Source organism: Neobacillus niacini (genome assembly GCF_030817695.1).
Lineage (GTDB): Bacteria > Bacillota > Bacilli > Bacillales > Cytobacillaceae > Neobacillus > Neobacillus niacini_F.
The window spans coordinates 3,074,005-3,099,483 of sequence record NZ_JAUSZQ010000002.1 but is presented as its reverse complement, the minus strand read 5'-3'; the positions used below and the strand labels follow the sequence as shown (position 1 = coordinate 3,099,483).

Sequence of the window (25,479 nt, the reverse complement as noted above, 5' to 3'; positions counted from 1 at the left end):
AGTAAGAAAAAAGCTGCTGTATTTGCAAAAGGAGGCCCATTTTGATGAATATTTTACTTTTAGGTCAACAGGACGAGTTGGAAGTCAAATCGTTACCCATGCCCTTCATGACAAACATCCTGTTACCGTATTAGTTCGCACCCCGGAGAAGATTCAAATAAATAATGAAAATTTAACCATTATTCAAGGGAATGTTTTAAATAAAGAGGATATCGTATGTGCAATGCATGGGATTGATGTCGTGATTAGTGCACTAAATACTGATGGCACAACCACTTTATCTGAAAGTATGCCACTTATCATCGAAGCAATGGAAAACGAAGGTATAAAACGAATCATAACGATAGGGACTGCAGGTATCCTGCAAAGCAGAACCACGCCAAATTCTCTGCGTTATCAATCAAGCGAATCAAAGCGTAAGTCTACCCGTGCAGCGGAAGAACATCATAAAATTTACGATATGCTTAAACAATCAACACTCGAATGGACGATTGTCTGCCCTACCTATTTGCCTGATGGAGAGTGTAAAGGGAAATATCGTGTAGGCCGTGATTTTTTGCCAGAGGGTGGAGTGGAAATTTCCGTTCAAGATACAGCGGAATTTGCATTTAAACAGATAAAAACAAGAGATTATATAAATTCATGTGTAGGTATCGCCTATTAATAATATTCTTATCCTACGCTATAATGAATAAATCGATATAGTCATAATTATGATTGAACTATAGAGGCAGGCGACGCTTCTGATTACTAGACCGAATTAGGTATATGTTAAAGGAATTATGAACAATAATAAATGTTCATCGTTTTGAGAGTGGCTAAAATAGTCACTCTTTTTATTTTTTAAAAAATTATCAAAAAGTATTATCGAAGAAATCCATGGGAAAATACGTAATTAAATATTTAATCTAATACAGATACTAAAATAAACAACTTAGGAGGTAAGCGATGTTTATATCCGTCAGATTATCCGCCGGTTATGAAGAGACCTTCCTTATTGGGGACATATTATCGAGACGACAACCATCTTACATCCAGAAACACGGAGGCATATTGCAGCTATTAAGCTGGCGGATGAGTATTCTGCTTGTATTCTTTGTCGAGTGGAGGATTTTTTACCTGATTATCGGTAAATTTGGAATAAAACATTACATAAAAACACGCACAAATGTTGAATGATTCACATTTGTGCGTGTTTTTTTATTTTGGATCATGACTGCCAGGAGGGCACCCCAACAACCCTTTGTCATAAAACGTTCACAAATTTATGAAATTCATATGACCTTTTTCATCCTTTCTCTATATATAGTTTATGAAAACATTTTACGAGGAGAAAGGCAGTGGTAAAGGATGGCAAAGTTTAGAAAAGTGCGTATTGATTTTTGGATGGATCCGATGGTTTCAGAGGAGATGACACCAGAGGACAGATACTTTTATTTATATCTATTAACGAATCAGCGTACGACGCAAATTGGAATCTATCAGATTACAAAAAAGCAAATCGCCTTTGATATGGGTTATTCCATTGAAAGTGTTCATTCGTTAATGGAACGATTTATCATGCATCACCAGATGATCCGCTACAATCCAGAAACGAGAGAGCTCGCGATAAAAAACTGGGGAGAAAATAATTTTGATAAAGCTGGGAAACCAATGATGGATTGTATTTTATCCGAATTAAAAGATGTCAAAGATACCTCATTGCTTCAATTTGTTTTGGAATCAATTAAAAAACAGGAATTCCGCAGTCTATATGAATCTTTTATGCAAAAAGAAGAGTTTATTTTTAGCAAGGAAGTTAGTGATCAAGATGAAAATCATACATATTTAGTTTCTGAAAGTGAAGAGTTTGACGATACGTGTACGAATCGTAATACGATACGTGGACAAGAAGAAGAAAAAGATAAAGATAAAGAAGAAGAAAAAGAAGAACAACAAGAAGTTTCTCAGCCAATAATAGAAAGTAATCCAAATGGTGATCATCAATTGCAGAAGAACAAAAAATTTGTTGATGTTAAAGAAATTATTGAGTTTTGGGACAACAATGGATTTGGTTTTACAAACGTGAATGCAAAGGAGCAGCTGTTATCTTGGTTAGATGATTCTACCTTTTTACAGCCGAAAGCTGTGATTTTAAAGGCGTTGAATATTGCATGTGCCAATAATAAACGAAGACTGTCGTATGTGGTTGGCATCCTGAAAAATTGGAAAAATGAATCTTTACTGACAGTGGAAGAAATTGATTCGTATCAGGAGAACCAAAAGCCTGTATCAACCAAAAGGAAATCAACAGAGACTCATAGCGGAAGATATATTCCACGTGGTTTTGACCTTGATATAACGGCAGGTGAAGATTGGTGAGTATAGCGGAAAAAGTATTTTTAGGAAGCCTGATAAAGGCGGAGTACTTACTCAAGGATACCGTGATTAAGCCTGAACAGCTAGAAAGTACACGGCATCAACAATTATTGCGAAGAATGCATGAGGTAACCCAGGCAGGCGGGAATATTGATTTGATTTCATTGACAACCTTGTCCGATCTTGAATCCTTCGGTGGAATATCCTATCTTTCTGAGTTGTTATCGTTTGCAGATATTGAGAAATTCGACAGTACCGAGAAGCTCATTCTTAATCTGTGGAAGGAACGGGAAAAAAGGAACATCTTAACCATGGCTGCCCTGAATGATTGGGAAATTGCAAAAGTGATAGGTGAATTGGATAAAATTAACCAATTAAAATTGGTGGATCATACTTCAATCACACAGGCATTAGCAGCTATGTATGAGGCACCCTGGGAAGATCAAATCGAACTGAAAACGGCAACAACGGGTATCCCAAAGCTCGATGAGATAACCGGGGGCTTTCAGAATGGAGAAGTAACCATTCTAGCTGCGAGACCCTCAATGGGGAAAACGGACGTCATGCTTCATTTTGCAAAAATGTCAGGCTGGGCCGGGTATCTGCCGCTGGTATTTTCTTTAGAAATGCCTGAAAAGCTGATTACCTCACGACTCATTTCTTCCGTCGGGAACTTTAACCGTAGAAAAATGCGCGATCCGAAAAGAATGCTTACGCAGGACCAAAAGAGTACCTGGTCGGATGTGATAGGCCAGCTTACTGAAACCACTATACAAATTTTTGATGGGGCTGGACAAACGATTGCCGAAATGAGAGCGAAAACAAGAAAAATGATGAATCAATTTCCATACAAAAAACCAATTATTTTTATCGATTACTTAACATTAATCCATTCTGGTCAATTTTACGGAGGAAACTCCCATTTACAAGTAACGGAAATATCCAAATCTCTCAAAACGATGGCGAAGGATTTTGATTGCCCGGTCGTTTGTTTGGCGCAGCTCAATCGATCGGTGGAGTCAAGAGCAGATAAACGGCCCATGATGTCGGATATTCGGGAATCAGGCAGTGTGGAACAGGATGCCGATGTCATTTTGTTCTTGTATCGTGAACAGTATTATGAAAAGGAAACGGAGAATCCTTCCCTTGAAATCATCATCTCGAAAAACCGAAATGGTCCTACTGGATCAGTCTTTGTCCAGTACAACGTCCATACAGGTAAGATCGAGGACCAAAAGGAAGGCAGTCTCCTCCATGTATAAATCTTTCATCAGCCTGTTAAGAAAGAAGACCAAATAGGAAAAAAAGAATAGGGTGTTATACATGTTAATAAAAGAAGCTTACAGTGATAGTTTACGATATGAAGAATCTTCATTGGCCCATTATATACACCATTTACTGGCAGAAAAGATAATTTCATTAGATGATGACATAACCAAATTAAATTTTGATCTGGCAAATCACCAGAAAGTGGCTGAAATGATTCGAAACAATGTACTAGGTATTTATAAGGTTCGAGTCTACTCACTAAAGATGAACCAGAAAGATTTTGTTTTTATCTTTGCACTCCGCGTGGAAGAGGCGATCCAGTATTATAAAAAAACATTTCATCAAAAACCATGGAACTGCCATGAACATTTACTAGATTATCAATTTTATAGAGGAAATGATGTGATTTCGTTTCGGGATATGAGGAGGGAATGCGAGAGTTTTCCAGCAATAGCGGGATATTATTCACGGGGTGATGAAGGTTTGACAGAAAAGAGAGGTTCTCATGAAAAAAACAGGTGGTGCAGCCGTCATTACAGCAGCTGCCTTTCTAGCATTCTATCCATTATCAGGACTGAAAGAACAAATGGTAAAAGAGGGCAGCCCCCAGGTGATAGAGAATCCAGAAAGTGTGGTATTGAAGGGGAAGGACTTTGTCAATCCAGATGAACAAGTACCAGTTACTCTAGTCGAAACCATCGATGGTGATACGATAAAAGTATGGTTAAACGGAAAAATAGAAACGGTGCGCTATTTATTGATCGATACACCGGAGTCAAAAAATCCAAACATGTGTGTTCAACTCTATGCAAAAGAAGCTTCACTACGGAATAACGAGCTAGTAAAGAATGGCAAGCTAACATTGGAGTTTGAACAAGAAAACATAAAAGATTCCTACGGACGACTGTTAGCCTATGTTTATGTGAATGGAGAATCGGTTCAAGAAACTCTTCTAAAAGAGGGGTATGCTAGAGTGGCTTATATCATGAATCCTACCTATAAATACCTTGAACCATTTAGGGAGGAGGAACGTAAAGCAAAATGGGAGAAAATAAATATCTGGAGTAGGTCGAATTTTGTAATGAACGGGGGATTTAATGGGTGTTTGCCTTAAAACGTCAGAAAAGAGAAAGGAACCATTCAATAAGTAGGTTATGAAGGATATGGAGTATTTCGGTATACGACATAGTTCAAATACTTAAATAAAGTTCCTGTCACTTGTCGAATGTAACAATTTTTGACTAGTGACAGGTACTTTTTCTTGCGTTTATATCTTGTATTTGAACAAACTAAATTCAAATTGCTAGTAGGGAAATTATTAAAAATGAACATTTGATGAATAAAAAATGTATATTCAGTTACAAAACTATAATTATTTAAAAAATATATATTAGTATGCATTATTAGAATGTTCTTCCTAAAAATTGATGCAAATTAATATGAAATATAGATTTATATAATTAAATTCATATATTTTACTAATAAAACTAAATGCCGTCAAGGTTCTGCTGATGTAGGGATATAGAAACTTAGAGAGAAAAGAGTTTACCGGATTTAGAAACAAAGAAATTCAATTTACTTTTATATATGGAAATAATTATAATGTTTTGGAGAGAGGTGATGAACATTGTCGAATCATGATTTTAAAACAATTATTGAAGGTATTGGCTATAACCAGTTTGGTAAAAAAGTATTGGCAACACAGATTCGTTTTTCAACATTGGAGGCACTATTTGAGGTGGACCCTGAAGTTCAGCGAAAATTAGATCCGCAAAGGAGATCGGAAATACGAGAGTTTATTCTATCTTCCTTAAAGGGTAAGGATTTTTTCTTTTCACCGTTTATCTTTTCAGCGCGAGGATCAATAACAAAAACTAATGATGGATGGATGCTAGAACCAGGAAGTAAACTTTACATACTTGATGGGCAACACAGGGCTTCAGCAATGTCATCGGCGTTAAGCCATTTAAAATCACAAAAGGAAACATCTGAGGAATTTGGTCATGAGAAAGAAGCACATAAAATTCAAGAGTATATTGACCAGTTGAAATCATATCCAGTAGCAATGCAGATTTACTTAGATTTATCACTGCAAGAAGAGAGACAACTTTTCACAGACATAAATACAGAGAGGAAGGAAGCGCATATTGGCTTAATTATGCAGTATGATCATCGTGACCCTTACATTGAAATAACAAGACAAGTGGCAAATCAACTGCATCAGCATTTTGAAATCGAACGAGAATTATCTCGTTTAACGAGTCAAAATTCCGCCGTGACGTCACTTACAATCATGAAAAAATGTCTTCTTGCTTTGTTCGAAGGCGTCTTAACCGTAAAAAAAGGCAATCCAGACTTTGGTTTATACACAAATAAAGAAGTAATGGCTATTTCACTAGCATTCTTTGAATTATGGAAGCATTTATTCCCAAAACAAATGGGCAACCGGAAAAAATTTGTTACGGGGTTAACAGGTATTCAGGTTGCTTTAGCGTATACAGCATATAAACTCACCAAGAATTACTCCATTTCCCATCTAGAAGCCATTCAACAATTAAAAAAATTAAAGAATTACTGCTCTTGGAAGCATGATGATCCACTATTTATCCAACTTTATGATCCAGCTTTGAAAAAAATCAAGCACCATTCATCTACGACTACTATACAACGAACGGCAACGAAGTTTTTGGCATTATTGGATCAAGAAAGGATTGAATCTACTTGATTATTAGTGACATATTTTCCAAACGCCAAACAATAGCAACCTATACCATTCAAGAGCTTTTAACACTAATAAAAAATGGGCAAATGAAATTGCGCGAGGTCAATAAACTACATGTAAGAGCGATTAAAAAATATATTGTTGAAAACGTTTTAAATGAGCAGATATATTTTCCGCCAATGGTTGCGAGTGTTAAAAGTATTGGAAATAACAAGCCACTTGAACTATCGATAATAGATGGAAACCAACGGCTGAAAGCTTTAGGCCAAATGGAAGAAATGGGATACCGAGCAGCTAATAGTGATCAAGAAGAAGACATGAAAATAGGGTACAAACTTCTTCAATTTGTTCAAAATACAGAAGTTATAATCCAAATTTTTGATGGGCTGACAAAAGAAGAGGAGGATCAGCTTTACATTGATCTTAATACAAAAGGGAAAAAAGTAGCGTTATCGAAACGTATTGCCTTTGATTCCAGGAAAGAATTAAATAATATCACAAATACCATTTTGAAATCGAATAAACAATTAAAGCTAGCTGGAGTTGAAATTGAGAAAAGAGCATTAATAAAACCTGCAAATAAAAAGCTTCTATCCCTGTCACAGCTGCGTCAGGTTGTAGCGATTTTCTTAACAGGAAAGATGGTATATAGAACGATAGATGATCGGTATGAAACCTATATGGAGGCAAAAGATTATATTAATCTCATCAATCATTGGTTTAATGAATTATTCAATTTATACCCACCAGAGAAAATCGGTGATATGAATGAGTCAATGCTCGCAAATAATACATTACTTGTTAGTATTGCTTATTATGCAAATAAAGATTTAGAGAAAAATAGTCTGGAAGAACGAAAGAGAGAATTAGGAAAGCGAATGAGGAAGTTAAGCAATGTAGATTGGAATCGATTGAATCCAATTTGGAGCGATTTCAAAGGCATAAAACGAAAGGGGTACTATTATTTAGATCATGACAAAGAAAATATCGAAATGCTAGTTAACTGGCTGGGACAGCAAGGGAGGTGAGGAGAATGTGAGAAATCAAAAGAAAAACCCATAGGCTAAATGTCGTGGCAGACGGAGCCTATGAGTTTCTGGTAGTTGGGTATACCAACTTTAGTTAGTATACCCTGATTCGTGCTAAAATCATAGATTTTAAATCAAAAAATTGATAATAGAAACGGAAGAGGTGTACGGAGTGAAGATTAAGTACAAGTATTTGATTAATGATAAAACTATCCTATTTTATGGTGTCTATTATGAAAATGGTGAGTTATACACGTTTGTTGTTCATGATGATGAAGTGTTTTTGGTTGCGATGCCACCTATGAAACTCATTGACAAGACCCTCATGAGTTATGGTTCAAGCTTTAAGGGAGCGCTACATAGCTCACAATTACTTCTAGGAAAAAACAGAAAAATGTATCCGATCAAAATCAATGAATCCTTGGACATATGGATATTTCCAACTAAGTCATATAAAAAAGAAAATTGTGTATGGTTTGCTCTCAATCATGTAATAGACACAAAGTCTCAAGGCGTACAAATTACAAAGGTATTTTTAACACACGGACATACGATTGAATTAGCAATGAAGGAATCGGCATTTCGAGAAAAAAGACGGAATACAGATGAACTTAAAGATAAAATAGTCTACAACACAAAATACTCATTTATGATAGATCAACCCAAAAAAGGCTATTTCATCGTTGAAAAGAATGGGAGATATCTTTGTAAGAATTATGATAAAAATAAGGCTGAAAAGGAAAAAATTGAGTAAAAATTCGTTGTAAATTACACGGGTTTGAGAAACTTTTTATACGATAAAGAATTTAATTAGAATTAATATGTTTTTATGTGAAAAAAATTCAATCCCAGCTCAAAGTTTTTTATTAAATTGACAGATCGACTCTGACTACCGGTATCTTTAAGTAAAATCAAGTTAAATTAAAAAACGGTAAAACTCACAAATGTTGATATATTAATATTTGTGAGTGTTTTTTGTTTTAGAGAAAAAGAATGAAAAAGGTAGGATCCGAATTGGTTTTACACAATTTTTACACAAGGAAATACCTTTGGACTGTGGAGCAACCCTTATTTTTTAAGCAGGAAATTACCGCATAGTAGACACATACTGCGCGGTAAAGTTCTTATTAATGATTTTTCTGCTCCCTTTGAAAAGGAAAAGTAGCATAGGTAGGGAATAGATATATATTAGAAGATAATAGTGAGGGAGGGATATGGTATTGAATTAAAGGATTTTCAAAGAATGAATTATCAATCGGGAGGCAAATCTGTAAAAGATTAGATTAAATGGGATCCTTAACAAAGGTTTATATAATTGAGATACAGAGTTTACTCCTTCTTTAGATAGCAACTGTTGATAGGGATTATCCTGAAGACTCTCATTATCACCTCACACTTAAACGATATATTGAATTCCAAAACAAACAGAAACAAAAAAGTCAATAAAGAAAATAAGGAAATGAGTAGGAATGAATCTACTCATTTTTCGTTTTTAAGACCAAGAGTATTTGATTGGAGAAGGATATTGTAAAGGAATAGGCAAAATGAAAACAATTTTAACTTAATTATTTGAAATACTAGTGTTTTGTATTAATGATGATATATGGATAATTATGGTGTAAAATGTATTTATAATTTACTAGTCCTTGGAGTGATTTCATATAAAAAAATCTATTTAAGAAGAAAAAGAATCTAGACGAATGATCCTCATCTAATATTGATGAAATCGACGAGATTCTAAAAAATGAAAAACAAGTTTACTGGCAAAGAAGAAAGGTTGATGAATAGACTAATAACGATGAGTATATATGAGAGACTTAATAAAGGAGAAACTGTAGATAAGGCTTAGCTGGGATTTATAGATACTTCCGAGAAAAATATGCGGTTTATGGTGAAATCTTTAAACCAACAGAACTTTTGAAGAGATAGAGTTTATAGATACGAGTTTTCCAGGAGACCGATTTATGATAACGGCAAGTACTATGTGATAGAGGTTTAGGAGGAGAGGCTAATGTTCCTGATAGATAAAAAAAAGAATGTTATACCACAAACAAACTATGTACAACACTTTTCAACAAGAATTCCGTGGAAGGATAACGATTATACTGGGCGCATTGACAATAATCCTAGGTATAATGTTGCTGCTCAAGTAATCCCGAACATTGCATCGACACGGGACTTGGAGTTTGAGGAAACGAATAAGGGTAAAAGTTACGAACAAGTAGGGTCAGCAAAAATGCAAAGCTGGATTACAGAGAACGCTGCGTTCATGAGTGACACCAAGCTTGAACTTAAAATGAACCATCCATATAAAGAAGGAAATACTAAGTTCAAGCATTTCCAAGAAACATCTTTTGAGATGCACCCTCATTCATTCTTAATGCGCCCCTTTTCATGGACATTAAAGGATAATACCAATGAAAAACAAAAATATTACAATTTTTATTTTGACTTAGAAAAAACAGAACAAATGCTAAATTGGTCAAGTTCGTGGGTATCGCATGGAGAATCTCAAAAAGCGATCTTCGATTACTTTTTTTCCGGAATTAATCCGAACAATTCATTGATATTTCCATATTACAAGCAAGTTCCATTTATCGAAGATAATCGACGTGTTATTGCAGGAATAGGAAATATCGTATCAAATGTAGAAATTCATGAGTATGAGTCTGATGGAAGCAGTGACGAAAAAAACTATATTTGGGAGACAAATGCAGCTCATTCAATAAGAAATGATGGAAAAGATGGCTTTTTAATGCCTTATCTTGAAATTTCCAATTATGTAAAAAATCATCCTGATTTTGATGTATCGAGTGTCACATTGTTTGAACCAGCAGGTTTTAGAGCGGAATTTTCATATGCAGCTGAATGGGTCAGCTATGATTCGGCTATCGATGTGTTAAATCAAGCGAAAACTTCATTGAAAAATATAGCTAAACTCAAGCTAAAAGAAGCTAATCATGAATGGGTTAATGTTCAACTTGAATATGTTGATAATCAATTAAAAAGCGTTTGGAGTCAACGTGGTATTTTCACAGGATTAGGTTCGATTTTATCAGCTTTCGGTGTTAGATATGGTTTCGATGTTGCTAAACATATTGATACCACTAAAAACGACCTGATTTCTGAATTGAAGTTATACTTTTCAGGTGATAAAGAAACTGGAATCGAAAAATTGGATGACAGCTTAGCTGATAAAGAGGATGAGTTTTTTGGTTTACTCAGAGATGAAAACAAAACTAAATACTTCGAACTTTTGTCTCGATTGAATCTTTCTATTGAACAAGCTATTTTTGCTTGGGGTAACCTGAAAAATCATGCAGCGGAAATTATTGAAAACCCATACCTATTATACGAACTTACACGAAAAGAAAAGGACGTTCATCAAGTTACTATTTCTCAAATCGATAATGCAATGTTTGTGAATCCGTTGGTGGAAAATAAGTATCCTCTTAAGAAACCAACCAAAATGAGAACGGAAAGTGATAAACGCCGTTTTAGAGCTATGGTGATATTTGTTTTAGTTCAAGCAGCAAATCAAGGCCATACATTACTTAAATATGATCAAATTGTTGAAGAAATTAACAAATTACCATTAGATCAAAAAACCGATTTTCAAACAGAAAAGATTGAAGGTGTTCTTGAGTTCTTGCAGGAGGGTGAATTGAACGTTGATGTGGAAAATACTTACATCAAACTGAAAGAATATCAAGATTATAAACAATTGGTAGTTGATATAGTAAATAGCCGTTTAGGAACTAGTTTATCAAGTGACCAAAACTGGAGAAAAATTATTGACGATCAATTTGGAGAATTTCAAGAAAAAAATGAAGAAAACGATGAACTGGCTCGTGATGAAAAGGCTAAAGCGTTAAAGATTCTTGAATCATCTAGAATATCTGTCTTATTGGGAAGAGCTGGGACGGGTAAAACATCAGCTTTGGGGATTTTTGCTTCTTCAAAAGAAATTAAAGCTGGTGGAGTATTAGCATTGACTCCCACTGGGAAAGCAAGAGTTCAACTGGAGAATTCATTTAAGAAAAATAATGTTGAAGCTGAGTTTATGACGGTTGCACAATTTTTAATTCGTTCAAAAGGTTTCAGTTGGAACACAATGTCTTATAAGATACCAAGCCAACCTAGTTCGAGTATTGCCAAAACCGTTATTATCGATGAAAGTTCAATGCTGACTGAAGATATGTTTGCTGGCATACTTAAGCTTGTTGATTCTCATGCTGAGAGAATTATCTTTATAGGAGATCCAAATCAATTACCTCCGATAGGAGCAGGGCACCCATTTGTGGATTTGATAAATTTTTTAGAGAGTGCTTATCCTGATAAGGTCGCAACGTTGAAGACTGAGATGAGACAGGGTTCAGGTGGGGATGATTTGTCATTTGCTCAATTATTCTCTAATTCGAATTCAGTTGATAAAAATGTAATTTATCGTATTCAAAACAATCAAACAGATAATCGTCTTAAATATATTCAATACACCAATTTAGACGAGTTAGAAAAAGTGTTCTTTGAACAATTAGTTGAGATAGCAAATATGACTGATCTAGATGATATTGATGGTTTCAACAAAAGTTTGGGGGCTACTGTAGGTCAATATACAAATTATCCAACTAGTAAACATATAGAAGACTGGCAAATTCTATCTCCAACTAAATTTATTGGTGCAGGAAGCTATTATTTGAATAACCAACTTCACCAAAAATATCGTCAACACATTGTCGAGAAATGGAATGCATATACAAGGTCAAAAAACAGTCCTCAATCTGTTCAAAATATCGTTTACGGAGATAAAGTCATATCTAATGTTAATGGTGAGAAGGACTACTGGGATGGTTCACCGGGGAAAGCATATATTGCAAATGGTGAAATCGGTATTATGGCAGATTACCCAGGTCACTATGGCAAAAAAGATAAGAACACTAGTTGGTATAAATTCCGTTTTGGCTCATTTGAAGGAAAGCTATTTTCATATACCAAAGCTGATTTTGGTGGTGAAAATAGCGATTCTAAGTTAGAACTTGCTTACGCTCTTACAGTTCACAAATCACAGGGTTCTAGCTTTGGCAAAACCATTGTAGTCATAAATGGGAAAAGTTCATTTGTTACAAAAGAACTTTTGTATACTGCGTTTTCTCGTCAAAAAGAAAAACTAACTATATTAAGTGATTTATCAATTCAAGAATTAGTTCAGTATTCGAATGACTGGAATTCGGATACCAAACAACGATATACCGACTTATTTGAAGTTCCAAATATCATTGAGATAGAGTCTAGTAAACAAAAACGGTACTTTGAAGAAAAATTGATCCATAAAACGGTTCGTGGTGAAATGGTAAGATCAAAGTCCGAAGTAATTGTGGCTAACATTCTCGATAAGATGAAAATTGAGTATTCCTATGAAGAACCATTAGATGTTAGTGGTAAAACCTATATTCCTGATTTTACTCTACGCTACCAAGGCAAAACTGCTTACTTAGAGCATCTTGGAATGCTAAGGAATAAAGCTTATAAAAAGCATTGGGACGAGAAAAGAGCAAATTATGAAAGTGTGGGAATTTCAGAAACTGTTGGAAATTTGATAATTACAGAGGATGGATTAGACGGAAGTTTGGATGCAACATTAATAGAGAGTAAAATTCAAACATGGATAACAAATAGTTGATTAATTTCCACTAACCAAAACCAACATACAAAATTAGATAACTCGTTATTTTCCTTTATACCTGTTAATCTAATTCATCATCTCATTCTATTGTTAAGCGGTTGTGGTTGGAGTTAGCTTAATGATTTACGAACGGATTCCCAATAGAGGAGTTCGTTTTTTCTTTATTGAATGTATATTAAAGAACTTTAGTAGATTATTCATTTTAAAATTGCAGGGTTAAATGTCTGTAATAGAGCTGGTGAATTTGGTTATTTATGCATATAGGAAGAAAGACAATTTTTCCTGATCCAAAAGAAAGGAAAATATATCATTAATAAAATTATTCAGTAAACCTTACAGATTGTTAACTCTGTAAGATCTAAGTTTGGGTAATGGTAAGGATTATAGAAATACATTAGTGAGAATTAATAAACTGAATGATAAACTTAAGTTAATGGGTATTTATACCATATACCTAGATTTATTGATTTAAACAATACAATATATTTATTAGATAGAAGATCTAAAGAGGTTGTAACCACAATTGAATTAATTACAGCTGTACTGACAAATTTAGAGAATAGGAAATAATCTCTCACAGCTCAAAAGTACTAATTTTTGTTATATAATAAAAATATGTAGTTTTTACCATAAATCTGGGTTACGTAAAAGTATATGTTTTTCTCATTATTAAGGTAGGTGATAAGTGTGACTTATATTGAATTCCTTATTAAAACAGAAGAGTTTGTTGCAAAGAGATTTAACAATGTAATTATTATTAGCCAGGTTTCAATACCACAACAAAGATTTCTTTCCATTTTGGAAAACTTTAATAAGATTTTAGACCACTCTTGGAGTATTGAAGATAACATGATTAAGAGCATGTGGAGAATGGCTCCTAAAACCTGTCTTTATTTAACCGTTACATACGCCATTTACCATTACGACGGAAATTTTTGGGGGAAGTTCAAGAAAGCGATTTCCTTACAAAATGATCATTTATGGAAAAGGTACTTCCTTAAAACTCTGGTAAAGGAAAACTTAGTAGTTTTTGATAAAACAAGTTCCCAAAAATATATTAATAATATACTAGGTCATGCAAGCTTACCGAAGCATAATATTAGAAGCTTTATCGGGAATGTAATTGAAAAGGGTGTTGAATATAACCTTGAGCCAGAAGAAATAGTAGCAGCTTTTAATAAAAATAGTTCTGGGAATGTTAAGACATACGGAATCTACAAAAGTGTCCGAGATTTCATAAGACTAAATAACCATGTTTCCAATGATGTACTATCCCGTTGTTTAGAAGTATGGAAAGAACATAACACGCCTTTTTATGAAAACTACCGGAATTTTCTTCCAGATCATATCTTACAAGAATTTGATCGCTATGTGGAAGGACAAGATCTAAAATTTCACAACCGAACAACGTTTATAAAACGACCATTCTTGATGTACTCACCGGAAAATCAAAATGTATTTATTAATCTTCCGGTACAAAGGTTTCCGATTAATAAATACCATGAATTAAGATGGTTAATTAAGGTGGATAATGAAGAAATCGTTATAAACACCAATATATCCAGGTCAACAGAGCATAATGAGATTGAGTTTTCAGTAAACAGCAAAAATCGGGAATACGTGGTTAAGCCAAATACGGAATATGAAATAACTCTTCTAGCGGATAATGAGCTTAAAGGCGAATGGCTATTCAATTTAACGAATCTCACTTTATTTAATAGCAGGACTTTAATCCAGGAAAGAAAAGACATGATTCCAAGTAGAGGTTTAATAGCAGTCGTATATGAGGACATACTCACGATTGTTGAAAAAGGAAAGAATCCATGTTATATAAAACCTTTGTTTGGAGCTTGGGCAGGATATTTTGAGGTGGAGATTTTCGTTAAGGAGTCAGATACATTAAACTTTCCCGAAAAACCTATTTATCTAAATCCAGACCAAATTACATTTGAACTGGTGGGAAACCTATGTACCAATGTGAAAAGTGAGTTTTCCTTTTTTAATGCAATTCCTACCATACATATTAAAAAGCAGGGGAAAGAAGTCGATATCAAAAGTTGGACGATTCGCCTTAGCCATGATTGGACCAGCTATTCCAAAACTATTACCTTAAAGCAATTGGATGACCGAGTGAGGATTTCTAATGAGGATATTTCATTTTCCCTTGCTCCATTATTCGAAAGCATAGGTAAACCATTCGGTAAGTTTACTTTATCGTTAACAGGTAATCTTGGGCAAGATTACAAAAATGAATTTATTCTCATTCCAAATGAAGATTTCAACATAGAAATCTATGATTCCATCAATGATAAAAAAAACATTCAAATAAAAACAGTAAAAAATATTGAATTTAGTTCAGAGTCAGTAGTGAACATCCAAAAATCACAGGATAATTTTTGGCATATTATTTTGAACCCATGGGAGTCAAGGTTAAAAGGGACAATTTTTAATAATAGCACCTTTGAAACCGTCAACATTACTGTTTTTAGTTCTCCTATTATAGCAGAATTAAAGAGTGCAGAAAATATTATATTTCCATTGGGTGAAATGTTAAATAAGGCTAATTTCAATTTGAAGTCTAGTTTCGTATTGATTGATTTAGAAAACCCAACCGTTTCTACGAAGCATGATTTTATTAGTCTCTTTTTAAATGAACCTCTTCGTACTGGAGAGAAAGCTCAAAAGTCTTACAGATTAAAGACGGGCAGAAAGCACTTAATTGCGCTCGATTATTTCGATGGCATCCATGATACTTATCGGACTCGAACTCTATTTTTAGAAATACCTGAATGTCAATTTAGCCAGAGATTGCTAACACTTGAAACTTATTGGAAAGTGAACCAAATTGGCTTGAAAAAATCAAAGGAAAACTTTGTCATAGATTGGGACATCTCTTTTCCACCAGAAGCATTACAAGTCAGAGTTTGGATGTTAAATCAATTTAGGCGGCCATTCGTTCAAAAAACGGTTGAAGGGTCAGAAGTTTCTCTTGAGATTAAAGGCATTCCCGAGGGTTATATTATGGTAGAAATGCTGGAACAGCAGCCAAATGATTTCTTTGCCACTTTATTTAAAAAAGATTTTCCAAAAGAGAACTCAGATAGAATAAAAGTATTCAAAAATATTAGCCAATCACCAAAATCTTATACCTTTTCAAAATGGTTATTATTAGAGGATGTCGCAGGTGTAGAATATGATAGGACTACCGAAGAATTAGAGCTACTTTTAGAAATCATATATAAAAATCATAATCTACTACTCCCATTATTATTGGAAGATTATGATAGCTGTTGTGACTTTGGGATTCAAAATATCGATGGATTACTGGAACTCTTTGAAACTTATGTTGATGATTACGACTATCAGCAATTTCTCTACAAATTAATAGGCTTTCAAGAGTGGGATGTTAATTCCTTTCAGAATGTCATGAAATCAAAATTCGAAGGGACCACTAATCTAATAAATTATGTTCCTACAGATATTCATAAGTTAAATAACATGACTACTCGTGAATTATTCCTTGCCAATCAAAGAAGAAGGTTTAACGAACAACTTCTAAAGGGCTTTAGCCTTGAACATGCCTTTATCCGGCATTTACACGATATTACGGTCGAAACTACATATCGTGAAAAATTGAATGCTATTTTGGACCGGGACCTAAAGCATATTCAAAATCTAATAGAAAGATTATTGGAGAAAAAGATTATTCCAATCCACTTTAAATCTACTTTAAATGAAAGAATGATTCCTAATGCTGGATATCTAAAAGCTTTTCCATATTTAATTGGAATAACTGCATGTTTAACAGCCTCTCTTTTATATTCAGAAAGCGAGTTGGAGGAGAAGGACCGAGTTTTCATTCGAAATATAAGTCTGTGGATGTTACAAGAACACCAGGAATGGTTCCTACACGACCTAATATGCTGGAAAAATAGGTTTAGAGAATATGAGACCAGGGAGAAAGCAGCAATAGAACGGAGGAAAAAATATGAGCATCCATCCTTTACATGGAAAAGCTAACATTGAAAAAGCGTATCGTGATTATCTAGCCACAACGTTTCCAATAAACGATTCTAGAATTGAACATGAATTTTTGGAGGAATTAAATAAAGAAAACCACTTGTCTAAGGGCCCATATTTGGAAGTTACAGCTCCATATAAAAAAGGTGCGACTATTCAAGAATTAGTGAAGGAAGGGATACTTTCATCCTTCTTCTTAGACATGAACCAAAAGGAACTGCCAAAGGACCGACCACTATATGTGCACCAGGAAAGAGCAATCAGAAAAGCTGCATTAAAGGAAAATTTTGTCGTGGCAACAGGTACCGGTAGTGGTAAAACAGAGAGCTTTATGCTGCCCATTCAAAATAGATTATTTCGTGAAATAGAGAATGGTGAACTAACACCTGGAGTACGTGCAATCTTTATATATCCGATGAATGCCTTGGCTAATGACCAGATTAAACGACTTCGCTCTTTACTAAGAGATACGCCTGAAATCACTTTTGGGAGATATACGGGTGAAACCGAAAACATAGAGAGATATGCATTGGAGAAATTTAAAGCGCAAAACCCTGGAGAGACCAAACTTCCTAATGAGTTATTGTCAAGGAATGAAATGCGTCAGACTCCTCCGCATATTTTAATTACCAACTATGCGATGTTGGAATATCTCTTACTGAGACCGGGAGATACAGTATTTTTTGACGGTCCATACTCAAATAATTGGAACTTCGTTGTTCTTGATGAAGTCCATAGTTACAATGGGGCTACAGGAACTGAAATTGGTATGCTACTTAGACGGTTAAAGGACAGAACATTAAAAGGAAAACCATACCGAGGAACACTGCAATGTATTGCAACTAGTGCCACGTTAGGAACTGGTGCTGATGTGAAGAAAAAGGTTTTACAGTTTGCAGAACAAATATTTGATGAACCGTTCTTTTATCAGTCGGAAGACAATAATGCATTAGTGGAGTCGGAGCGGATTGATTATACCGAAGAGCATGAATCGAGGTTCCTGCCCGATTGGAGTATCTATGAGGACCTGCTAATAATAGCCGATAAAAATGAAGTAATGGATGATGAGATAAAGAATCTTTCCAAACACCGATTATCACAGCATGAAATTTACGAACTGCTTGGTTACCCGAGGAAGACGGAGAGGTTTTTGTATGAATTTTTAAGTAGAGATCAAAATTTATTTGATTTGCGTGAACTGTTAAAAGATAAGCCTAAAACCCTGGATGCTATCTTAATACAGTTAAGTGTCCGTCAGGCTTATCATAATAAGGAGTATAGCCAAAATTTAAAACAAGGTGTTATTAATCTAGTGGATGTAGCCGTTAAGGCTAAAGCGTTAGAAAACGAAGAACCATTACTTCCCGCTCGATATCATGTATTTATAAGAGCAATAGAAGGCTGTTATGTTTCTCTATATCCAAAAATATCAGTTTCCTTACAAGCAAAAAAAAATGGATGAAAAGACTGGATATCCATTTTATGAAATAGGAGTTTGTTCAAGTTGTGGGCAAGTCCATCTTGTAGGTGACATATTGGAAGGGAAGTTAATGCAGCGTTCTTTACAAAATCAACAGGACGAGAATATAAATTTTTCCGCTTTTATGATTGCAACAAAAAGTGAATCCACACTTGACGAGGATGAAGACATTGAAACAGCAAATGAAAATGAACAATATTATGAACTGTGTCCATGTTGTTCTGCCATTTGGTCTAAATCCAATCCAGAATCATTTTGTTGTAAGGAACGAGAAAAAATTGGAATAAAACCAATTACACTTATAAAAGAAGATATGAAGTTAAATGGATATTCAAAATGCAATAATTGCGGCAAAAAGAGAAATAATCCGATTAAATTATTTCTAACCGGGCAGGATGGACCTGCAAGTGTGCTGGCAACTTCTCTCTATCAACAGCTTGTGAAAGATTCGAAGAAATTAATAGCAAATCAAAATATAGTTGAGAAAGTTCCAACCACCGGTATCACAGGTCTAGATGCGATTTTTGGTAAAAAGACAAAAACAAAAGCCCCTGCAGAAGAGGTTTTCGAACCACAAAAGTTATTAGTATTTTCCGATTCCAGACAGGAAGCTGCCTATTTCGCCCCATTCCTGGAGAGGACATATGAAAATATCATTTGGAGAAGTTTAATGGTAAACGTATTAGAGGATTTTAAGGGAATCGATGATATCAGTCTAAATACGTTGTCTGATCAGGTTTTCAAACGGGCGACTAGTTTAAATCTTTTTGAGAAAGATATGGACCCGATTGCAAGAAGAACAATTGCCGATGAATTTGTCATGGCAGAACTAATTAAAGGATATGAAAGAATTTCATTAGAGGGAACTGGATTAGTAAACTTTTCTGTTACACTGCCTGAAGAAATGGAAGAAAATTTAGATGATATAGCTCAATTTTGCGGGTTAAGTAACAGTGAAGAATTTGAAGTTTTATTGACTAGATTATTAAGCACGATAAGATATAAAAACGCAACATCCCACTTAGAAAGAAGCTATCCCAAATCTGAAAGGTTTTCTCCAGTTAACCAAGAATCAAGCGTTAACTTTAAGAGCTTAAATGTCAAAGCGAATGTATTTGCTTGGTATCCAAAGAAATCTAATGTACGACTAAATTATGTAAAAAAAATCTTTCTTAAAAAGGGGCTTAGTGAAAGTGAAGCATTGGGGAAGGCTCGTTTTGTTTTGGAACAGATATGGAACCTATTAAATAGTCAATATGTCTTTAATTACTTTTTTCAAACAAAAGCCGGGAACAATGTGCTTAAACACTCTATTTGGCGAATTAACCAGGAGGGGCCAATTTACGAATGTACAAACTGTAAGGGAATTACTGCGCATAACATCAATGATATTTGCCCAACAAACGGATGTATGGGAACCCTAGTAGAAAAAGAAAAGGGTGAATTACGTTCCCACTATGTAAGACTTTATAAAGAAACACTTGCTGTTCAAATGAAGGTAAAAGAACATACAGCCCAGTTATCTCCTGAAAAAGCTTCTGAGTACCAAGAAGCGTTTGTAAAAGGAAATATTAACGTGCTAAGCTGTTCTACTACATTTGAAATGGGAGTGGATGTGGGGGGATTAGAAGCAGTCTTTTTAAGAAACGTTCCCCCTGAAACAGCAAACTATATCCAGAGAGCGGGGCGGGCAGGAAGAAGAAAATCTTCGGTAGCCTTTGTATTGACGTTTGCTCAAAGAAGGTCACACGACTTAAATTACTTTAATGAGCCTGAGAGAATCATAGCTGGTCATATTAGTCCGCCAGTACTTAAAATGGATAATCCGAAAATATTTAAACGCCATCTAAATTCATTAGTTTTATCAGCATTCTTTAGAGGAAATGAACAACTATTTGGCAGAACGGAAGATTTCTTCCTAGAAGCAATGACAGCAAATTCTGGTCCAAAGAAACTTCAACAATATGTAAAAAATCTTCCGGTTGAATTAATACATTCGGTTGAAAATATCCGGCCTAAGGAACTGAACATGGTAACAAACCCAGATTTAATTGGTTGGGAAAAGGATTTGCAATTATCAGGTGACAGCCTTATGAACAAGGCGGCATCCAAGTATTATGATGATTTGGATAAACTAACCAAAATGAAGATGGATCGTATTCATAGCGGATCTTTATCAGTTGACCAACTAACGAGAGTGATGAATCGAATTAGTAAAGAGGGGCTAATTAGTTTTTTATCTACTAATAATATCATTCCAAAATACGGATTTCCGGTAGATGTTGTTGAGATGACGGTTTTTGATACGGAACAATCGAATATCCGGCTTAGCAGAGATTTGTCCATCGCGATAGGAGAATACGCCCCGGGTTCCAAAATTGTCGCAAATGGTTATATTTTTGAAAGTACTGGTATTCGTAAGTTAAAGGGTTTTGAAGTTCCAACCATCTTTTATACTGAATGTAAAGAATGTAAAACTTACAGAGTGATTGAAAGGTTGAATCCAAGTCATCCGGATAGAAAGACATTATGTGAAGGATGCGGAACTGAAAATGCAGTTCATAAAATGATTATTCCTAAGTTTGGTTTTACCGCTGTGAAAAAGGAAAAAGCTGGGGGTCGTAAGCCAGTTAGAGAGAACCGCTCACGTGTATTCTTTTCTGAGTATTTTTACTCAGATGACGAAAATATAAAGGCTCAACAAATAGAAAGTGAAATGGAAAACGTACTTATCTTTAAATCTAGGACAGTGCGGGTTAAATATTCTCCGTTTGGGAAACTTTCCGTTGTCAGCAGGGGAAGAAAGGGAGACGGTTATAAAATTTGTACAAAGTGTGGTTCCATGCTCTTTGGAAAGAATAATTCCCACAAAAATTTAAGTGGTCAGTCTTGCGAGGGGACAATTGAATCAAGACCAGTCCATCTAGGGCACGAATTTGTTACAGACATTCTTGAAATTGAATTCGAAAACAAATCAGGTGAATTAGGTGTATGGGAATCTATCCTTTATTCATTTCTGAATGGAATCAGTTCAGCGCTTGGTATCAACAGGGGAGATATAGATGGCTGTATCCGCTATAATAATCGGACATCGCCATCAATAATAATCTTTGACAAAGTTCCTGGCGGGGCAGGTTACATGCAAGAAGTATACAGTCATTTGAAAAAAGTATTACGTTCTGCATTTGAAATAGTTTCCAGCTGTCAATGCGGGAAGGAAACAAGTTGTTATGGTTGCTTGAAGGATTACTCGAATCAATATTGTCATGAAGATTTGTCCAGAGGGCTAGCGGAAGAGTTTTTGAATGAGTATATTAACTAGAATCATATATTTTAATGTCAATTAGCTTAAATGACGATAGTAACGATATTGAATTGGAAAAAATAATTAATATAAGTGGGAGGCTAATTTTAATAGGCTCCCCTTTTTGCATACATTAACGATACTTACCATACTTTATATACGTCAAACAGATATAGCACAATTTGACTGTAAGGTGTTACTGTTCTAGCAAATCCAAATAAAGAGAAGGATTATGTTATACCTGTCCGGTATATTCAAGTTTAATTTCATGGTAAAGCCAGAAGAGTTTAATGAAGGTATTCTGCTTTTGGTGTCGAAAAAGATATATACACTATCCTCATTTGGATGCACTCCTTTAATTACATTGGAGGTAATAAGATTGACTAAGTTACTAGGTGATTCCTTTTCTACCACTTTCTTAAAAGAGGTTGAGAAATGCAAAAAATCGATAACCATCATTTCACCTTATATTACAATGGATGCAGTAAATCAACTTATTAAGAAGTTGCCGACAAACCTTAATTATAAAATAGTTACTCAGCCTCCTGGCATAGATTATATAACAGGAAGTGTCGAGATAGATGCCCTGCAAGCATTGGAGAATAAGGGATTTAGTCTACTATATTTACATAACCTTCATGCGAAAATTTATATAATTGATGACAATATAGCCTATATTGGGTCTGCCAATTTCACTTCAAGAGGTTGGAATGGAAAGGACCATGGGAATGTCGAAGAGACAGTTAGACTTAAATTAACCAAAATTGATGTAGAGTATCTCTATGATCGGTATATTTTACCTTCTTCAAATCTGAAGCTCAGTGAAAGTCTGATAAAAATCATTAAGGAAGGTATCGAGATACACAAAGTATATAAAGATTTTCTATTAGAATGGGAAACAAAAATGAAAATTTCTAAGCCTAATGGAAAGGTTTTTTATTCTAAACAACTACCGGAGACGAAAGATTATCCTTATAACTTTAAATTTACATTTAGTAATTTTACTGGTGAACACGCAAAACAAGAAAAAGCGGATTTTATTTTTAAATTGGGTGGGACGAAGATTAATCCTGATGGAGAGATTAAGATTCCTTTTTCAACTATGAAAAAAATCCTTATTACCTCCCATCTGAATAAGGTAAACGATTGGTCTTTCCATGTTAGCTTTGATGAAAAAGGCAATCCTTTTCTAAGATCAACTAATTTTAAAACTAAGAAAAAAGAGGTAATTCCATTAGATTTGGGGGATTTTAAAGGGAAACTTAGGAAAATGAAAGTTTCTTTTAAATAAAGATAATCTAAGCTCGAATAAAGATTTGATTAGTAGACGAATGCCCACTAATTCGTGGTTAAAATTGGAAGTAAGAATCTGGAAAGAGGGGTACACATGTCGACAAATAGAGCAAATGATTCTGCATACCGTAATAATAGGAATAACCTAACAAGTGATGACCAAAGATTAGGGTCACACCATACTTTACCCAGTAATATTGTTCAACTACTTATCGAGTTAGGAAAATTGCATCATCCGAAGAAGGTCATGGACCTAACATCTGGAATCGGAACACTAATTGTACCATTTCAAAATGAGGCAGAAACTATCCAAGGATTTGAGCTGAGCCAGCAGAATGTGGATTATGCTAAAGAGCAATTTCCAACAATTAATATTAATCAAGGTAATCCTATTGTAGAGCACATTACAGAAAAATACGATTTAGTTTTTTGTGTACCACCACTAGGTGAACGGATGAGAGTAAATGATAGGCAATTACCTTTAGAAGAATTTTATATGGAGAAAGCATTATCTATTTTAGAGAAAAATGGTACTTTACTTTTTCTGTGCTCCAATGGATTTTTAACTTCAGAACATTACAGGGATATACGTAGAGAAATCATAAATAATTATGATCTTGAAATGATTGTTGCTATTCCCCCTGGTAGAGGAAGTAGAACTGCAATTAGGACCGCGTTATTAGTTATTCGGAACAATATGGAAAACAAAGCAGCCAAAGTCTATATGCCTGAATATCAAAATAATCGATTTGAAATTATTGATGGGTACAGGAATAAAACAGGTGATTTTTATGTTGCGAAAAATCGAATGACAGCAAGGTGGGACCGTCATTTCTTTGACCCTAAGTACGATAAAATACAAGAATATTTACGGGGTAAGGAAGTATGGAAGCTCGAAGAATTAGCAGAGGTTATTCCAGGAAGCCATATTAGACCGGGGGAAAGGGAAGAAAAAGGCAAATATTTATTACTAACACCAAGACATATTAGTAATGGTATAGACATTCAAGTGGATGCTACCCGTGATTATTATATAGACAAAATTGAATCAGATCGGATGAAGAGAAGCATTTTGGTTCCTGGAGATATGGTTATCAGTCTTTTTGGTAATCGAATGATTTATCGTTACAAGCAAAATGATCCACCGTGTGTTGCGGGACAGATGCTAGCAATCATACGTTCGAAGGATAATGAGTATATTAAGACTTACTTGGAAACAGAAGATGGGGAAAAGATGTTCCAGCTTCAGGCAGATAGAAAAATGACAGGTACAGCCATTCTGTCATTAAGATTTAGTGATTTAAAAAAGATTAGGATTCCAATTATACCTATCGAAAACCTAAACAGGATCAGCGACAAATATATTGAAGAAACTAATAGTAAAGAGGAATTAGAAGCTTTAAAGAGAGAACTAGAATTTCAAAAAGAACTAAATATAAGAATGCAACAACAGCATAATGACCAACTGATGTCGTTTTTACAGAACCGCTTCGATAAGATTGACAACAAATTAACAACCTTAATTGAAAAAGTGGATGAAGTGTTAAACATCGTAAAGGGCCTTGTCTCAGATATCGCTGTTATAAAAACTTTACGGACTGACGAAGAGCAAATAATAAAATTTATTGAGCAGAAAATTGATGACACAGTTAAGAAAATGTCTAATGATAGCTTAGAGGCTTATATAGAAATTGCGAGAGCATGGGTAGATCCTAACTGGTTCAAGTTAGAATTACTTAGCCAAGTATTTCTGCCTAATGCTGAATTATTATTTGCAAACATTAGTAGACTGGAAAATGGCGACCCGTCACCATTTATTATCCAATACTGTCGGACACTTGAAAACGAACTTTTGAAAAAGATTTTCATTCCTTATATGAAGGATTTAAAAAATCGAGGAATTGTTGTAGAGGACACATTTGCGCAAGATCTTCAATTAAATGAAAACGGCAATCCAAGAAGCATAAATAAAGATAGTTATATCTTTGCAAAACCACTAAAGATTTTACAGAAAAAAGACGAATCCCAATGGTTTTTCGAACTAGGTACAATGTCTTTAATTTTAATTAAATTAACAGGAAGTCGTGCTGATCGTAGTCCTTTGTTCCAAGACTTTAAAATCTTCTTGCTGAATTCCTTTGACGAAAGATTTATTAACAGGGATTACTATGAAAAGATTTTTACTATCACAAGAGAATTAAGAAATAAAGCAGCACACCCGAACGTAATTGAACCCAATGATGCTTTAAAAGGTCGTGAAACTATAAAAAATCTTTTGAAGGTGCTATTGAGTTTGTATAAGCAATAAGTTCACAATAGTTA

Annotated in this window: 13 protein-coding genes and 1 pseudogene; all 14 read left to right on the top strand. The window is 34.6% G+C overall.

Annotated features, from left to right (window positions below):
• Positions 1 to 44: 44 nt before the first annotated feature.
• Positions 45 to 664, top strand: a pseudogene (locus QFZ28_RS15760) (NAD(P)-dependent oxidoreductase).
• 284 nt (positions 665 to 948) lie between these two features.
• Complete coding sequence (locus QFZ28_RS15755; RefSeq protein WP_307195515.1) at positions 949 to 1,179, top strand: hypothetical protein; 231 nt, start codon at positions 949 to 951, stop codon at positions 1,177 to 1,179.
• A 171-nt stretch (positions 1,180 to 1,350) separates the two neighbouring features.
• Positions 1,351 to 2,361: a DnaD domain-containing protein gene (locus QFZ28_RS15750; protein WP_307195514.1), complete on the top strand. Its 1,011-nt coding sequence runs from the start codon at positions 1,351 to 1,353 to the stop codon at positions 2,359 to 2,361.
• The gene (locus QFZ28_RS15745) at positions 2,358 to 3,620 is read left to right on the top strand and encodes a replicative DNA helicase (protein ID WP_307195513.1); all 1,263 of its coding nucleotides are present in this window, start codon (positions 2,358 to 2,360) and stop codon (positions 3,618 to 3,620) included. Before QFZ28_RS15750 ends, QFZ28_RS15745 begins: the two co-directional genes overlap by 4 nt.
• A 512-nt stretch (positions 3,621 to 4,132) precedes the next feature.
• Positions 4,133 to 4,741: a thermonuclease family protein gene (locus QFZ28_RS15740; protein ID WP_307195512.1), complete on the top strand. Its 609-nt coding sequence runs from the start codon at positions 4,133 to 4,135 to the stop codon at positions 4,739 to 4,741.
• Positions 4,742 to 5,254: 513 nt separating this feature from the next.
• Positions 5,255 to 6,352: a DNA sulfur modification protein DndB gene (locus QFZ28_RS15735; protein WP_307195511.1), complete on the top strand. Its 1,098-nt coding sequence runs from the start codon at positions 5,255 to 5,257 to the stop codon at positions 6,350 to 6,352.
• The gene (locus QFZ28_RS15730) at positions 6,349 to 7,377 is read left to right on the top strand and encodes a DNA sulfur modification protein DndB (protein ID WP_307195510.1); all 1,029 of its coding nucleotides are present in this window, start codon (positions 6,349 to 6,351) and stop codon (positions 7,375 to 7,377) included. The genes QFZ28_RS15735 and QFZ28_RS15730 overlap by 4 nt, the downstream gene beginning before the upstream one ends.
• 172 nt (positions 7,378 to 7,549) lie before the next feature.
• Complete coding sequence (locus tag QFZ28_RS15725) at positions 7,550 to 8,131, top strand: competence protein ComK (protein WP_307195508.1); 582 nt, start codon at positions 7,550 to 7,552, stop codon at positions 8,129 to 8,131.
• A 1,257-nt stretch (positions 8,132 to 9,388) separates the two neighbouring features.
• Positions 9,389 to 13,057 carry an AAA family ATPase gene (locus tag QFZ28_RS15720; RefSeq protein WP_307195507.1) on the top strand — a complete coding sequence of 1,223 codons (3,669 nt, stop codon included), beginning with the start codon at positions 9,389 to 9,391 and terminating at the stop codon, positions 13,055 to 13,057.
• 690 nt (positions 13,058 to 13,747) lie between these two features.
• Entirely contained in the window at positions 13,748 to 17,080 is a 3,333-nt protein-coding gene (locus QFZ28_RS15715; protein ID WP_307195506.1) for a hypothetical protein, read from the top strand.
• Positions 17,049 to 18,542: a DEAD/DEAH box helicase gene (locus tag QFZ28_RS15710; RefSeq protein ID WP_307195505.1), complete on the top strand. Its 1,494-nt coding sequence runs from the start codon at positions 17,049 to 17,051 to the stop codon at positions 18,540 to 18,542. The genes QFZ28_RS15715 and QFZ28_RS15710 overlap by 32 nt, the downstream gene beginning before the upstream one ends.
• Complete coding sequence (locus tag QFZ28_RS15705; RefSeq protein WP_307195504.1) at positions 18,487 to 21,882, top strand: DUF1998 domain-containing protein; 3,396 nt, start codon at positions 18,487 to 18,489, stop codon at positions 21,880 to 21,882. The genes QFZ28_RS15710 and QFZ28_RS15705 overlap by 56 nt, the downstream gene beginning before the upstream one ends.
• A gap of 214 nt (positions 21,883 to 22,096) precedes the next feature.
• The gene (locus tag QFZ28_RS15700) at positions 22,097 to 23,155 is read left to right on the top strand and encodes a phospholipase D family protein (protein ID WP_307195503.1); all 1,059 of its coding nucleotides are present in this window, start codon (positions 22,097 to 22,099) and stop codon (positions 23,153 to 23,155) included.
• Between the two features lie 54 nt (positions 23,156 to 23,209).
• A complete protein-coding gene (locus tag QFZ28_RS15695) occupies positions 23,210 to 25,465 on the top strand; it encodes an N-6 DNA methylase (protein WP_307195502.1) in 2,256 nt (751 codons plus the stop codon).
• The last annotated feature ends 14 nt before the right edge of the window (positions 25,466 to 25,479 follow it).

Bases quoted from the DNA above. Each gene is read 5' to 3' on its own strand.
- QFZ28_RS15755 (WP_307195515.1), top strand. From the start codon at position 949: ATGTTTATATCCGTCAGATTATCCGCCGGTTATGAAGAGACCTTCCTT.
- QFZ28_RS15750 (WP_307195514.1), top strand. From the start codon at position 1,351: ATGGCAAAGTTTAGAAAAGTGCGTATTGATTTTTGGATGGATCCGATG.
- QFZ28_RS15740 (WP_307195512.1), top strand. From the start codon at position 4,133: ATGAAAAAAACAGGTGGTGCAGCCGTCATTACAGCAGCTGCCTTTCTA.
- QFZ28_RS15720 (WP_307195507.1), top strand. From the start codon at position 9,389: ATGTTCCTGATAGATAAAAAAAAGAATGTTATACCACAAACAAACTAT.
- QFZ28_RS15710 (WP_307195505.1), top strand. From the start codon at position 17,049: ATGAGCATCCATCCTTTACATGGAAAAGCTAACATTGAAAAAGCGTAT.
- QFZ28_RS15705 (WP_307195504.1), top strand. From the start codon at position 18,487: ATGTTTCTCTATATCCAAAAATATCAGTTTCCTTACAAGCAAAAAAAA.
- QFZ28_RS15700 (WP_307195503.1), top strand. From the start codon at position 22,097: ATGTTATACCTGTCCGGTATATTCAAGTTTAATTTCATGGTAAAGCCA.